Source organism: Arthrobacter sp. ov407, assembly GCF_900102895.1.
Classification (GTDB): Bacteria; Actinomycetota; Actinomycetes; order Actinomycetales; family Micrococcaceae; genus Arthrobacter.
Genome location: NZ_FNGD01000001.1, coordinates 504,157 through 518,003, shown reverse-complemented (window position 1 = coordinate 518,003; position 13,847 = coordinate 504,157). Strand labels below are relative to the sequence as shown.

Here is a 13,847-nt window from a genome sequence, read left to right as displayed (position 1 = left end):
GCCCCGGCCCGCAATACCGCCGGCATCCCGGCCAGCACTGAAACTATCCGGCGAGACCCAGGTCTGCCATCCGGCGCGCGTGGTTCGCTGCGAGCTCGGCCGTCAGGCCGCTGACCAGCTCCCTGGCGCCGTCTTTGTCCAGCCCCGAGAGTCCGCCGATGAACTCGTGCTCTAGGCTGACCCGCTGGGCGTGGGTCAGGGCCTCGCCCAGCAGGCGCCTGGCCCACAGCGCCAGGCGCGACGCCAGTCGGGGGTCATCGGCCAGGGCCGCCTTGAGGCGTTCCTGGAGCACGGCCGTGGACTCGCCGGTGGAGCGGACCTGCCCGATGAGCTCCCGGGTCCCGGCGTCGACGTACCGGCCGACGGCACGGTAAAAGTCCGCGGCGACCGTGTCGATCACGTAGGCCTTCATGAGCGCTTCGTACCAGTCCGCCGGGCGCGTGCGCTCGTGGAAGTGGTCCACCGAGGGCTGGAACGGCAGCATGGCAGCCTCCGTGTCCAGGCCCATGTGCTCGAGCCGGGCCCGGACGAGTTCGAAATGCTGGAACTCGACCACCGCCATCCTGCCCAGCACCGCACGTTCGTGCAGCGTGGGCGAATACCGGGCACTCGAGGACAGCCGTTCGAAGGCAGAAAGCTCGCCGTACGCCATGACTCCCAGCAGATCCGCCAGGAAGCTGTTGTAGAGGGCCGGATCGTCCGCAGTTGCGCTCATCCTCCAAGACTAATAGCGGAAATCGGGCTAACCTGATTTTCGTGTCCCATCATCGTCTGACCCCCAGTGTCCACGAGCAGCAGAACCAGCTTGCCGGGGCTCTCAAGGCGTTGCGCACCACACTGGAACTGCCCGGTCCGTTCCCCGAGGACGTGCTGCGCGACGCGGAGGCAGCGGTGGCCGAGCACAAGCTGCCGGACCTGGACCTCACGCATGTCGAGTTCGTGACCATTGATCCGGCATCGTCCACCGACCTCGACCAGGCCCTGTATATCGAACGGAGCGACGGAGGCTACAAGGTTTTCTACGCCATCGCCGACGTCCCGTCCTTTGTGGCTCCGGGCGGGGCGCTCGATGCCGAGACCCGGCGCCGCGGCCAGACCTTCTACACCCCGGACGGCCGGATTCCGCTGCATCCGGAGATCATCAGCGAGGCCGCAGGCAGCCTGCTCGCCGGGCAGCTCTGCGCGGCGTTCGTCTGGGAGTTCGAGCTCGACGCCGCGGCAGAGGTGACCTCGGTCCTGGTGCGCCGGGCCCAGGTCCGCAGCCGCGCGAAGCTCAACTACAAGGGCGTCCAGGCCGAGCTCGACGCCGGCACCGCGGCGCCCGTGCTGCAGTTGCTGAAAGAGGTAGGCATCAAGCGGGTGGAGCTGGAACGCCTGCGCGGCGGTGCGAGCCTGAATATGCCGGAACAGGAGATCCAGCAGCTGCCCGACGGCGGCTACCGGATTGTGGCGGCCCCGGCGCTGCCCGTGGAGGACTGGAACGCCCAGATTTCACTCATGACCGGGATGGCCGCCGCCGCGCTCATGCTCCAGGGCAAGGTCGGCATCCTGCGCACCATGCCCGCCCCGGACGAGGCGTCGCTGCGGCACTTCCACCGCCAGACCCACGCCCTCGGCAAGCCCTGGGACGGGGAAATGCGCTACGGCGAGTACCTGCGGACCCTGGACCCGACCGACCCCCGGCAGCTGGCCATTGTGCATTCGGCCGGCATGCTTTTCCGCGGTGCCGGGTACACGCACTTCGACGGCACGGTGCCGGGAGCCGCCGTCCAGTCCGCCATCGGCGCCGCCTACGCCCATTCCACGGCGCCGTTGCGGCGGCTGGTGGACCGCTTCGTGCTGGTGATCTGCGAGGCCCTGAGCAACGGCATTGAAGTTCCGGCCTGGGCCCGGGAGGCCCTGCCGTCCCTCCCGGCCATCATGGGCACCTCGGACCAGCTTGCCGCGAAACTGGAGCGGCTCTCGCTGGACACCGTGGAGGCGGCGCTGCTCGTCAACCACGTCGGCCAGGAGTTCGACGCCGTCGTCATCTCCGGCCCGAAGCCGGCGAAGAGCAGCACCAACGGCAGCGGCAACGGGAATGGGAACGGCGGCAAGGCCAACGGCAACGGGAACGGCCCCTCCGGGATCGTCCAGATCGCCGAGCCCGCCGTAACCGCACGATGCCCCGGCGAACTGGAACCGGGCACTCAAGTCCGGGTCCGGGTGGTGTCCTCGGACATCGCCACACGCGAAATCCAGCTGGAGCTCGTGGGCTGACGTTTCTTGCCAGTAGTCACGACGACGGCCGGCCAACGTTCAGCCTGTGACAATGCGATCCGGAGGGAGGAAGCCATGGCAGCAGCCTTCATGAGCCATGCCGCGGCCGCCCTTCGCCGCGGATTCCTGCTGGTGGGCGTGCTAGCCATCGTGGCTGGATTCCTGGGGATGCACATCATGACAGGGATGCATGGCGCTCATGCCATGGCTGCGGCGACTTCTTCCGCGGAACCAGCCGGGGCGTCTTTCCAGGCCGCAAACAGCTTCGCATTTCATCCCGCTGCCCATTCGCCGCCAGCCGGCGCAACGGCGGATGACTCCATGGTTCCGACCCCTATGACCTCATCGTGTCCCGAGCCCACGGGCAACAGCAGAGCGGCTGTACCATCGGCGTCGTGCATGTGCCAATCAATGTGCACCGACCTTTCGCCGATGCACGCAGCCTGTGTGCCGTCGGCGGCCGTGACCTCCCTGGCCGCGCCCCCGCCCGGCATGGCACCCCCGTCAATCCGCAACCCGGACACTCGCGGAGAGGGCGCCGTCCGGGCCTACTCCTATCTCCCCGCAAGTCCTTCGCCGGGCGATCTTTCCATCAGCCGGACGTAAGACCGGATCGTGCCGTGTCGTGCCCGGCGCCCCCACTTACCCGACACGCTCCACCCTGTTCTTCCTGCGGCGCGGGCGTGTTATCCGCAGGCGTGCCACAACGCCGATTTGATGATTGAAGGACTTGACCCCCATGAAGAAAACCCTGACCATTTCTGCCCTCGGCATCGCCGCCGCCATCGCCCTTGCCGGCTGCGCCGGCAACTCCGGCAGCACACCTACCAGCACCATGCCCGGTATGGGCAGCGGCGGCATGGGCATGGCCTCCAGCTCAGCGCCCGCAGCCGCGGACCATAACGCGGCAGACACCATGTTCACGCAAGGGATGATCCCGCACCACGCCCAGGCCGTGGAAATGAGCGACATGATGCTCAAGAAACAGGGCATGGACGCCCGGATCACCGCACTCGCCACCAAAATCAAGGCCGCACAGGCACCCGAAATCGAGATGATGACGGACTGGCTCAAGACCTGGAACGAACCCACCCAGATGGCGTCCGGCCACGGCATGGGTGACGGGATGATGGGCGACGACGACCTCAAGACGCTCGACGCCGCCCAGGGCACCGAAGCGGCCAAGCTGTTCCTGACCCAGATGATCGCCCACCACGAGGGCGCGGTGATGATGGCCAAGACTGAAATCAGCCAAGGCAAGAGCCCCGACGCCATCCAGCTGAGCAAATCGATCGTGACCTCCCAGGAAGCTGAAATCCAGGAAATGAAGGCCCTGCTGGCAAGCCTCTAGCCAGCGCCCCGGCCCCGGTCCGTCGTCGGACCGGGGCCTTCCCCGGCAGCCGCCTAACGCAAGTTCGGCCGCAGCAGAATGACGGAGAGTCCGGACAGGAAAATCAGGCTTCGGAACACCTCAGGACGCCCGCCTGACACGGTGCGCGCACTGTCATGCCCGCGGCATGCACTTGACACGACCTATAGCCAGCTAGACTGGAGAGGTAGAAATGGATGCCCGGTCGTTGATTTCCATGATTTTCGAATTCAACAAGCCCGCCCCTACGCGATCTTGAGATACACCCGTTGGTCCCAGTGCCAGCATTTAGATAGCCCGCGATCGGCTTCCACTGGAAATGCTTGCGCGCCTGAGCGTGCTCCGGAACGGCCCCTATGGCCGGCCCCGTTGAGCAAGCAGCGCAGCCCAAAATGAATAAGGAAACTCCCCTGTGAGTGAATTGCACACGCACCAGCTTCTGACCGATGAGTCCGGCACGGAGACCATCGAGCCTGAAGAGACCATCATCTCGGACGAAAAGCCGCACGAGATTGCCGAAAAGACCTTTGCTGACTTCAATGTCCGCGCGGACATCGTGGAGTCCCTGGCCGACGCCGGCATCACCCATCCTTTCCCGATCCAGGCCATGACGCTGCCGGTCGCACTGGCCGGACACGACATCATCGGCCAGGCCAAGACCGGTACGGGCAAAACCCTCGGCTTCGGCATCCCGGCGCTGCAGCGCGTTGTCGGCCGTGACGACGCCGGTTTCGAAAAGCTGGCCGTTCCCGGCGCCCCGCAGGCCCTGGTGATCGTGCCCACCCGCGAACTCGCTGTCCAGGTGGCCAAAGATCTCGAGAACGCCGCCAAGAAGCGCAACGCCCGCGTCGCCACCATTTACGGCGGCCGCGCCTACGAGCCGCAGGTCGAGGCGCTGCAGAACGGCGTCGAAGTCGTCGTCGGCACCCCGGGCCGCCTGATCGACCTCTACAAGCAGAAGCACCTGAGCCTGAAGAACGTCAAGATGGTCATCCTCGATGAGGCCGACGAGATGCTGGACCTCGGCTTCCTGCCGGACGTGGAAACCCTGATCGCCGGCACCCCCGCGGTGCGCCAGACGCTCCTGTTCTCCGCCACCATGCCCGGCCCGGTCATCGCCATGGCCCGCCGCTACATGACCCAGCCGACCCACATCCGTGCCGCTGACCCGGACGACGAGGGCCTGACCAAGCGCGACATCCGCCAGTTGATCTACCGTGCCCACAGCATGGACAAGGTGGAAGTGGTAGCCCGCATCCTGCAGGCCCGCGGACGCGGCCGTACCATCATCTTCACCAAGACCAAGCGCACCGCCGCGAAGGTGGCCGAGGAACTGGTGGACCGCGGTTTCGCCGCCGCCGCCATCCACGGCGACCTCGGCCAGGGCGCCCGCGAACAGGCGCTGCGCGCCTTCCGCAACAACAAGGTTGACGTCCTCGTCGCCACCGACGTCGCCGCCCGTGGCATCGACGTCGACGACGTCACGCACGTGATCAACTACCAGTGCGTCGAGGACGAGAAGATCTACCTGCACCGCGTCGGCCGTACGGGCCGCGCGGGCAACAAGGGCACCGCCGTGACCTTTGTTGACTGGGATGACATGCCGCGCTGGGGGCTCATCAACAAGGCCCTGGGCCTGAGCTACCCCGAGCCCGTGGAGACCTATTCCTCCTCGCCGCACCTGTTCGAGGAACTCGATATCCCCGCGGGCACCAAGGGCCGGCTGCCCCGCGACAAGCGTGTGCTTGCCGGCGTCGACGCGGAGGTCCTCGAGGACCTCGGCGAGACCGGCAAGAAGAACACCCGCAGCAGCGGAAGGGACGGCGCAAAGGACAGTGGCCGCGAAGGCAGCCGCACCGGCGGCCGTGACGGCGCCCGCGAAAGCACCCGCACCGGTGGCCGTGACGGCGCCCGCGAAGGCAGCCGAACCGGCGGCCGTGACTCACGCCGCAGCGGCACCGAAGCCGGCGGACGCTCCGGCGATCGCCGTCGCCGTCCCGCCGACGCCGATGCCGCCACGACCTCCACTGCCAGCGGACAGGGCCCGGAAGCTGCTGCCGCCCCGGCAGCAAAGGCCCCCACCGAGGTGGACCGGGCGACCCGTGCCCGACGCCGGACCCGCACCCGCCGTCGCAACGGCGAGGTAGTGGCCGGCGGCGACGCACAGCCGAGCGGCGCCGAGGCCTAATCCCCTCCATGACTGACACCGTCTGGGCGCCGGACGGCAGCAACCTGGTGGTTCACGCGGACAACGCGGAATACCTCCCCACGCTGCCGGACGGCGCCTTCACACTGATTTACGTGGACCCGCCCTTCAACACCGGCCGGGTCCAGCGGCGCCAGGAAACCAAGATGGTGCTCAACGCCGGCGGCGAGGGCGACCGCGTCGGGTTCAAGGGCCGGTCCTACGACACCATCAAGGGCGCGCTGCACAAGTACGACGACGCGTTCAGCGACTACTGGTCCTTCCTCGAGCCCCGGCTCGTGGAAGCCTGGCGGCTCCTGGCCGACGACGGCACCCTGTACCTGCACCTGGACTACCGCGAGGTGCACTACGCGAAGGTCATGTTGGACGCCATCTTCGGCCGGGAGTGCTTCCTGAACGAGATCATCTGGGCGTACGACTACGGTGCACGGGCCAAGTACCGCTGGCCCACCAAGCACGACAACATCCTGGTCTACGTCAAGAACCCGGCGAAGTACCACTTCGACAGCGTCGAGGTGGACCGTGAGCCGTACATGGCGCCCGGACTCGTCACCCCCGCCAAGCGCGAGCTCGGCAAGCTTCCCACGGACGTGTGGTGGCACACGATCGTTTCGCCGACCGGCAAGGAGAAGACCGGCTACCCGACGCAGAAGCCGGAAGGGCTCATCCGCCGCGTAGTTGCGGCGTCGAGCCGGCCCGGCGACTGGTGCCTGGACTTCTTCGCCGGTTCCGGCACGCTCGGATCCGTGGCCGCGAAACTCGACCGCAGGTTCGTGTGCGTGGACCAGAACCAGCCGGCCATCGACGTGATGGCCAAGCGCCTGGCCGCGCAAGCGCAGTTCACGTCGTTCCCGACGGCCTGACCCCCGCCACCCCTTCTGTTGCGCTGTCCCGCCCCTTGCCTTATCACACCAGTTGCCCTATCACGTGTGGCGGCTATCCGGCGGCAAAGTCATACGGTCGTAGCAACGCTCTGATTGATGGAGCGTTTCATGGTCAAGTCATTTCCTCCCAATGCCCGCACCGAGTTCTTCGATCTGGTGTGCGCAGGGATGTCGATCATCGCTGCCGCCCGGCGTGTCGGAGCCACGCAAGGGACCGGGAGGAACTGGTGGGCCCAGTCTGGCCGGATGATGACTGTGAGCATGGGGCCTGTTGGTGGTCTTTCGGATCCGGCGCCCACGGCGGAGGGCCCGGGTGGGCGGGCGTTGAATCTGGCTGAGCGGGGGATGATCCAGATGGGCCGGCGCAGCGGGCTTAGCTACGCCAGGATTGGCGAGGCGATTGGTCGGGACAAGTCCGTGGTCTGGCGGGAGGTGAACCGCAACGCCAGCGCGGACGGGGTGTATTACGCCTCGGTCGCCCACACTAAGGCCCATCAGGCCCGGCGCCGGCCCAAGCCGTTGAAGCTCGTCGAGGACGAGGCGCTTTGCCGGCTGATCGGTGTGTGGATGGATGACGGGTGGAGCCCAAAACTGATCTCGTCCATGTTGGTCTTTTACTTCGCCGATGATCAGACTATGCAGGTGAGCCACGAGACGATCTACCAGGCGCTATACGTTCAAACCCGCGGAAGTCTGCGGGCGGATCTGGCGGAAAAGCTGAGCCTGAAACGGAAGCAACGCGTTCCCCACGCCGCGGACCGGCACAAGAACAGCCCTTACAAGGAGGCGTTCAAGATCAGTGAACGCCCGGCCTCGGTCCAGGACCGGGCCGTCCCGGGACATTGGGAGGGGGATCTCATCATCGGCTGCGGCGGGACCGCAATCGGCACCCTGGTGGAACGCTCAACCCGCTTCACGATCCTCCTCCACCTCCCCGAGGACCACACCGCCGACACCGTCGCTGCCGCGATGATCCGGGAGATGGGACAGCTCCCGGACCACCTGCGACGGTCGATCACCTGGGACCGCGGCTCGGAACTCGCCGAGTACGCCCGGATCCAAACAGCGCTCGACACCACGCTCTACTTCTGCGACCCGCACGCGCCCTGGCAGCGCGGGTCCAACGAGAACACCACCCGGCTCCTGAGATTCTGGTTCGAGAAAGGCTCGGACCTCTCCGTCCACACTCCGGAGGACCTCCGCCGGGTCGCCGCGAAACTCAACCGCCGGCCCCGGCCCACCCTCAACCTGGAGACCCCAGCCAACCGGCTGAACCAGCTGCTGCACGCAGCCTAAACCCCCGCGTTGCTCCGACTACTTGACTTTGCCGGCCTCAGAGGGACCCTAAGTGATAGCGCAACGCGGGTCCTGGGCCCTCAGCGAATGACGGACGAGCCAGTGCCCAGTTCCTCGATCCGGGCAAAAACTTCTGCGGAGGTCAGGTTCTCCCCCAGCACGTTGGGCTTGCCTGCGCCGTGATAATCGGAGGACCCCGTGACCAGCAGGCCGTAGCGTTCGGCGATGCGGCGGAGGAACGCCCGGCCCTCCTCGGGATTGTCCCGGTGGTAGATTTCCAGGCCGGCCAGCCCGGCGTCGATCATCTCCCGGTACGTCTGCTCCCCCACGATCCGCCCGCGGGCAGACGCGACTGGGTGGGCAAACACCGGGACGCCGCCGGCTGCACGGACCAGTTCGACGGCGAGCGCCGGCTCCGGTGCGTAGTGCTGGACCCAGTACCGCGAACGTGCGGTGAGGATGGAGCCGAAGGCCTCGGCCCGGTCTTCCACCACGCCGGCGGCGACGAGCGCGTCGGCGATGTGCGGGCGGCCCAGGGTGGCGCCCGGCGCGACGTGGTGGATCACGTCGTCCCATGTCAGCGGGTAGTCCTCGGACAAAAGGGTGACCATCCGCTGCGCCCTTGTGTGCCGGGCGTCTTTGGCCTTGGTGATTTCCTCAAGCAGTCCAGAATGCGCGGGGTCGTGGAGGTAGCTGAGCAGGTGGACGCTGATGCCTTCCGCCGTCCGGCACGAGATCTCCATGCCCGGGACCAGGGCCACCCCGGTTTTCCGGGCAGCGGCGGCGGCCTCCGCCCACCCGGACGTGGAATCGTGATCGGTCAGGGCGATGACGTCGAGGCCCGCAGCGGCGGCGGACTCCATGACGTCAGCCGGCGCCTGGGTGCCGTCGGAAACGTTGGAGTGCGCATGCAGGTCGATCCTCACCTCACCAGCCTAGTAGATGGCCGGATCCAAAGCCTCGGCTCCTTCGTGGCAGTGCCCTGCAGCTGCCCTGCAGCGCGAGCGCGCCGTTGGCCTAAGCCGCGGCGCTGGTGAGACTATGGGACGGTGAACGATGCAGATAACACCCAAGTCTCCGCTTCCCAGCCCCTCGAAGAGCGCGTCAACAACCGGTCACAGCGGCCCAGTTCCGACGCTTTCAAGGCCTTCATGGCCAGCAACTGGGCGCCGGCCCCGCAACAGCTCCCCGAACGGGACGCCGTCGCAGGCCACGCCGCAGCCCGGCGCCGCTCCATCTCAGGCCAGTTCAAAGGTGAACGCCTGGTCATCCCCGCCGGCCCGCTGAAGGTCCGCTCCAACGACTGCGACTACCGCTTCCGGCCGCACTCGGCCTTCGCGCATCTCACCGGCCTCGGCCTGGACCACGAACCCGATGCGGTCCTGATCCTGGAACCGGTGGCGGAGGGCACGGGCGACGACGGCGGAAACCACCACGCCACCCTCTACTTCCGCCCACTGGCCGGCCGCGACACCGAGCAGTTCTACGCCGACTCCCGCTCCGGGGAGTTCTGGATCGGCGCACGCCCGACCCTGGCCGAGTTCCAGGCGAAGCTCGGACTGGCCACGGCGGACATAGCCGAACTCGAAGTCGCCATCACCAAGAACGTCGGTGCGCCCGAGATCGGCGGAGTCTCCATCAGGCTGGTCCGCAAGGTTGACGACAACATTGACGCCCTCGTGGACACGGCGCGCTACAACACGGCCAAGGACCCCGACAACCTTGACCTGAGCGTGCTCGACGCCCTGGACGAGAAGCTCACCGAGGCCCTCTCGGAACTGCGCCTCCTCAAGGACGAATGGGAAATCGAACAGATGAAGACCGCCGTCGCCGCCACAGTGGCAGGCTTCACGGAGGTCGTGAAGGCACTTCCCCGGGCGCTCACCCACCACCGCGGCGAGCGCGTGGTGGAAGGCGCGTTCTTCGCCCGGGCCCGCGAGGAAGGCAACGAGCTCGGCTACGACACCATTGCCGCCTCGGGCAACAACGCCACCGTGCTGCACTGGACGCGGAACACCGGCAAGGTCAATGCCGGTGAACTGCTGCTGCTGGACGCGGGCGTCGAGGCCGACTCCCTGTACACGGCCGACGTCACCCGCACGCTGCCGGCCAACGGCAAGTTCTCCGAGATCCAGCGCAAGGTCTACGAGGCAGTGCTCGACGCCGCCGACGCCGGCTTTGCCGCGGCCCAGCCGGGCACCAAGTTCCGGGACATCCACACCGCAGCCACCACCGTGCTGGCCGAACGGCTCGCCGAATGGGGCCTCCTGCCCCTCTCCGTGGAGGAAGCCGTCAGCACCGAGGGCCAGCAGCACCGCCGGTGGATGCCGCATGGCACCAGCCACCACCTCGGCCTCGACGTCCACGACTGCGCCCAGGCGAAGCGGGAACTGTACCTCGACGGCGTGCTCACGCCCGGAATGGTGTTCACGATCGAACCCGGCCTGTACTTCAAGAACGAGGACATCGGCATCCCCGAGGAATACCGCGGTATCGGCGTCCGGATCGAGGACGACATCCTCATGACGGCCGGCGGCCCGGTCAACCTCAGCGCATCACTGCCGCGCAAGGCGGACGACGTCGAGTCCTGGATGGCGGGCATCTACCTGGAGGTCGACGGCCAGACGCCGTAGGTCGGACAAGGCTCAGATCCGCTAAAGCCTTAGATCCGCAAAAGGCTCAGAGCAGAAAAGGGAGGGTCCCGGTTATCCGGGACCCTCCCTTTTGCTGCCTGTTTTTGCCGTCCGGCCTCAGTGCTGCCTGGAATCAGGGCTGCTGGCCGTCCTGGCCCGGCGCGGGTTTGTCGCTGTCCGTGACCCTGACCCCGTACTGCGGGCGGCCGTCCGGGAGGTCCGGGTAGGTCACACCTGAGACCCGGCCGGCCGGGCGGGCCGTTTCCTCCGTGGCCGGTGCCGCCTGGGTGGGGCCTGCGGCGCCCTCCTGCTGGGGCGTGCCGCCCTGATACTGTCCGGCCGACTCGCCGCCGGTCTCCGGCGTCCTCTGGCCGTACGGATCGTTCCAGCCCGCGGGGCGCTGGGGCGCATGGCCCTGCTGCGTGCCGGGCTGCTGCGGTTCCTGGTGACCGTAGTCGTGCTGCGCGTAACCGCCAGCCGCGGCACCGGACGCGTCATGCGGCGTCATGGGCAGCTGGTGGAGCAGGCGCCGCGCTTCGCCGGCGGCCTCGAAGGAGACCACGACGTCGTAGTTGGTCGCCACCACTTGGCTCGTTGAGGTGAAGTCACGCTTGCCGCGCTGCATGGCGTAAGTGACGATGCCGAACAGCATGAAGAACGCGGCACCCATCAGCACGGACGTCACAATCGAGAAATAACCGGGGGTCGTGGAGAAGAAGGACAGCATGACGCCGACGAAAAGACCGAACCACATGCCGCTGAGGGCGCCGGAGAGTGCGACGCGGGGGTAGGTCAGCCTGCCGGTTACCCGCTCCACCATCTTCAGGTCGTTGCCCACGATCGACACCATCTGCACGGGGAACTGCTGGTCAGCCAGATAGTCCACCGCCTTCTGGGCATCCAGGTAGGAGTTGTAGGAACCGACGACGTCGCCTCTCGGGACAGCGCGGGCCTCGTCCGGGCCGTTGGGGGCACCGGCCCTGGGAGCACCAAAAATGTTTGACATATGCCCATTCTCACCCATCCGGCTGGTGTGCGGCTGGAAATTCAGCTAAAAGAGAGCAGACTCGGTAGCCTGTAGGAGTGAGCACGAATCTTTCGCGAGTGTTTGTCGCGCGCCTCCTCGGACTGGACGTCTTCGACCCATTGGGCGACCGTCTAGGCCGGCTGCGCGATGTCGTGGTGCTCTCCCGCGGGACCAGGGGCGCCCCGCATGTCGTGGGCATCGTCGTCGAGGTTCCCGGCAAGAAGCGTGTGTTCGTCCCGATGACCCGGATTACGTCCATCGACCAAACCCAGGTCATCTGCACCGGGCTGGTCAATCTTCGCCGTTTCGAACAGCGCGGCGCGGAAACCCTCGTGGTGGCTGAAATGTTCGACCGCCGGGTGACCCTTGCGGACGGCAGCGGCGATGCGACCATCGAGGACATCGCCATGGACCGGCACCGCTCCGGCGACTGGTTCGTCAGCAAGCTCTTCGTCCGCCGCGGCCACTCCCTCTCGCCGCTGAGCCGGCTGCGCCGCAATGAAACCCTCATCATCGACTGGGCCGATGCCCGGCAAGGCGCCAAGACCGAGCCTCAGGCCGCCACCCAGTTCGTGGCCACCCACGAGGACCTGAAGCCGGCCGACTTCGCCGAGGCCCTGCAGGAAATGAGCGACAAACGCCGCTTCGAGGTTGCCAGCGAACTCCAGGACGAACGGCTCGCGGACGTCCTGCAGGAGATGCGCGAAGGTGACCAGGTGGAAATCCTCTCCGCCCTGGACGTCAATCGCGCCGCCGACGTCCTCGAGGAGATGGATCCGGACGACGCCGCCGACCTCCTCGCCGAACTCCCCAGCGCCCAGGCTGAAGAACTCCTGCAGCTGATGGAACCCGAAGGCGCCGAGGACGTCCGCCGCCTGCTCGAATACGACGAGGACACCGCCGGCGGGCTCATGACCCCCGTGCCGGTGATCCTGCCCCCGGAAGCAACCGTCGCCGAGGCACTCGCGCACGTCCGCCGGGAGGAACTCTCCCCCGCCCTGGCCTCCTCGATCTTCGTCGCCCGGCCCCCGCTGGAGACCCCGACGGGACGTTTCCTCGGCGTGGTCCATATTCAGCAGCTCCTGCGCTTTCCGCCGCCGGAGCCGCTGGGCAACCTGGTGGACAAGAGCCTGGAGCCGGTCTCCGACCAGGCCCACATCAGCGAGGTCGCCCGCGCACTGGCAACGTACAACCTCAACTCCCTTCCAGTTGTCAACGAGGACGGTCGGCTTGTGGGGGCGGTGACTGTTGACGACGTGCTTGATCATCTGTTGCCGGACGACTGGCGCGCCCACGAGGACGACGCCCCGATAAGAAAGCTTGGAGGCCGCATTGGCTGATCCCACAGCACCACGGACCTCCAATGTCCGCCCTGGCGGCAGGACCACCGGCGGCCTCGACACTCCCCTGAGCGGCCGGCAGCGTATCCTGCCTAATTTCCGTCCCGACCCGGACGCCTTCGGCCATGCGACGGAAGGCTTCGCCCGTTTCATGGGCACTCCCGCGTTCCTGATGTACATGACAGTGTTCTGCTTGTTCTGGCTGGGCTGGAACACGTGGGCGCCGGAGGAATGGCAGTTCGATTCACGGGCGCTGGGCTTCACCCTGCTGACCCTCATGCTGTCCCTGCAGGCCTCCTACGCCGCGCCCCTGCTGCTGCTGGCCCAGAACCGCCAGGACGACCGCGACAAAGTCTCGCTCCAGCAGGACCGCCAGCGGGCCGAGCGCAATCTCTCCGACACCGAGTACCTGACCCGGGAACTTGCGTCCCTGCGCATCGCGCTGCGCGAGGTCGCCACCCGCGACTACGTCCGCGCCGAGCTGCGCAGCCTGCTGGAGGACATGCTGGAGGCCCAGGAGGAACTGCGCACCCACGATCCTTCCGCCGGCGTCCACGAGACCCCGCGCGAAAAGGTCAAGGAGAAGATCAAGGAGCGGCGCGACAAGCAGCGGAGCCCCCGGACCCAGCAGATCCCGCGCGTCAAGTCCGGCGGCAAGCGGGAGGACCAGCCGAAGGGCCCTGCGAAGGGCCCTGCGAAGGGCCCTGCGGAGGACCCTGCGGAGGACCCCTCGGAGAAATCGCTGCCGAACCCATCGGCGAACCGCTCTGGGGACGCTGCCGACCCCACCCGCCTGCCCGCACACCGCACCATCCCCGAAAGCTGAGCATCGC

General features: G+C 67.1%; 11 protein-coding genes. 8 read left to right on the top strand and 3 right to left on the bottom strand.

Annotation, left to right across the window (positions count from 1 at the left end):
• Nucleotides 1-43: 43 nt before the first annotated feature.
• Nucleotides 44-715 carry a ferritin-like fold-containing protein gene (locus tag BLS42_RS02430; RefSeq protein WP_090575776.1) on the bottom strand — a complete coding sequence of 224 codons (672 nt, stop codon included), beginning with the start codon at nucleotides 713-715 and terminating at the stop codon, nucleotides 44-46.
• A 41-nt stretch (nucleotides 716-756) separates the two neighbouring features.
• Here BLS42_RS02430 and BLS42_RS02425 point away from each other — a divergent pair, with 41 nt between their 5' ends.
• The 5 genes from BLS42_RS02425 to BLS42_RS02400 all read left to right on the top strand — a co-directional run bounded on the left by BLS42_RS02425 (nucleotide 757) and on the right by BLS42_RS02400 (nucleotide 8,014).
• Nucleotides 757-2,259, top strand: a complete 1,503-nt coding sequence (locus BLS42_RS02425; RefSeq protein ID WP_090575772.1) for an RNB domain-containing ribonuclease — start codon at nucleotides 757-759, stop codon at nucleotides 2,257-2,259.
• Between the two features lie 739 nt (nucleotides 2,260-2,998).
• Complete coding sequence (locus BLS42_RS02415; protein ID WP_090575765.1) at nucleotides 2,999-3,610, top strand: DUF305 domain-containing protein; 612 nt, start codon at nucleotides 2,999-3,001, stop codon at nucleotides 3,608-3,610.
• Between the two features lie 430 nt (nucleotides 3,611-4,040).
• On the top strand, nucleotides 4,041-5,816 hold the full coding sequence (locus BLS42_RS02410) for a DEAD/DEAH box helicase (protein WP_090575761.1): 1,776 nt from the start codon (nucleotides 4,041-4,043) through the stop codon (nucleotides 5,814-5,816).
• A gap of 8 nt (nucleotides 5,817-5,824) precedes the next feature.
• Nucleotides 5,825-6,697, top strand: coding sequence for a DNA-methyltransferase (locus BLS42_RS02405; RefSeq protein ID WP_090575758.1), 873 nt, complete (start codon nucleotides 5,825-5,827; stop codon nucleotides 6,695-6,697).
• Nucleotides 6,698-6,826: 129 nt separating this feature from the next.
• Nucleotides 6,827-8,014, top strand: coding sequence for an IS30 family transposase (locus tag BLS42_RS02400; protein WP_090575756.1), 1,188 nt, complete (start codon nucleotides 6,827-6,829; stop codon nucleotides 8,012-8,014).
• Nucleotides 8,015-8,094: 80 nt separating this feature from the next.
• Here the strand turns inward: BLS42_RS02400 and BLS42_RS02395 are convergent, their stop codons facing one another.
• Nucleotides 8,095-8,940: a PHP domain-containing protein gene (locus BLS42_RS02395; RefSeq protein ID WP_090575754.1), complete on the bottom strand. Its 846-nt coding sequence runs from the start codon at nucleotides 8,938-8,940 to the stop codon at nucleotides 8,095-8,097.
• A 123-nt stretch (nucleotides 8,941-9,063) separates the two neighbouring features.
• Here BLS42_RS02395 and BLS42_RS02390 point away from each other — a divergent pair, with 123 nt between their 5' ends.
• Nucleotides 9,064-10,647, top strand: coding sequence for an aminopeptidase P family protein (locus tag BLS42_RS02390; protein WP_090575751.1), 1,584 nt, complete (start codon nucleotides 9,064-9,066; stop codon nucleotides 10,645-10,647).
• 133 nt (nucleotides 10,648-10,780) lie between these two features.
• Here the strand turns inward: BLS42_RS02390 and BLS42_RS02385 are convergent, their stop codons facing one another.
• Nucleotides 10,781-11,653, bottom strand: coding sequence for a YflT domain-containing protein (locus tag BLS42_RS02385; RefSeq protein ID WP_090575748.1), 873 nt, complete (start codon nucleotides 11,651-11,653; stop codon nucleotides 10,781-10,783).
• A 77-nt stretch (nucleotides 11,654-11,730) separates the two neighbouring features.
• Between BLS42_RS02385 and BLS42_RS02380 the strand changes: the two genes are divergently transcribed.
• Nucleotides 11,731-13,014 carry a magnesium transporter MgtE N-terminal domain-containing protein gene (locus BLS42_RS02380; protein ID WP_090575747.1) on the top strand — a complete coding sequence of 428 codons (1,284 nt, stop codon included), beginning with the start codon at nucleotides 11,731-11,733 and terminating at the stop codon, nucleotides 13,012-13,014.
• The gene (locus BLS42_RS02375) at nucleotides 12,995-13,840 is read left to right on the top strand and encodes a DUF1003 domain-containing protein (RefSeq protein ID WP_090575744.1); all 846 of its coding nucleotides are present in this window, start codon (nucleotides 12,995-12,997) and stop codon (nucleotides 13,838-13,840) included. The genes BLS42_RS02380 and BLS42_RS02375 overlap by 20 nt, the downstream gene beginning before the upstream one ends.
• The last annotated feature ends 7 nt before the right edge of the window (nucleotides 13,841-13,847 follow it).

Excerpts from the sequence above, each read along its gene's own strand:
- BLS42_RS02430 (WP_090575776.1), bottom strand. The coding sequence starts at position 715 with ATGAGCGCAACTGCGGACGATCCGGCCCTCTACAACAGCTTCCTGGCG.
- BLS42_RS02415 (WP_090575765.1), top strand. The coding sequence starts at position 2,999 with ATGAAGAAAACCCTGACCATTTCTGCCCTCGGCATCGCCGCCGCCATC.
- BLS42_RS02405 (WP_090575758.1), top strand. The coding sequence starts at position 5,825 with ATGACTGACACCGTCTGGGCGCCGGACGGCAGCAACCTGGTGGTTCAC.
- BLS42_RS02400 (WP_090575756.1), top strand. The coding sequence starts at position 6,827 with ATGGTCAAGTCATTTCCTCCCAATGCCCGCACCGAGTTCTTCGATCTG.
- BLS42_RS02385 (WP_090575748.1), bottom strand. The coding sequence starts at position 11,653 with ATGTCAAACATTTTTGGTGCTCCCAGGGCCGGTGCCCCCAACGGCCCG.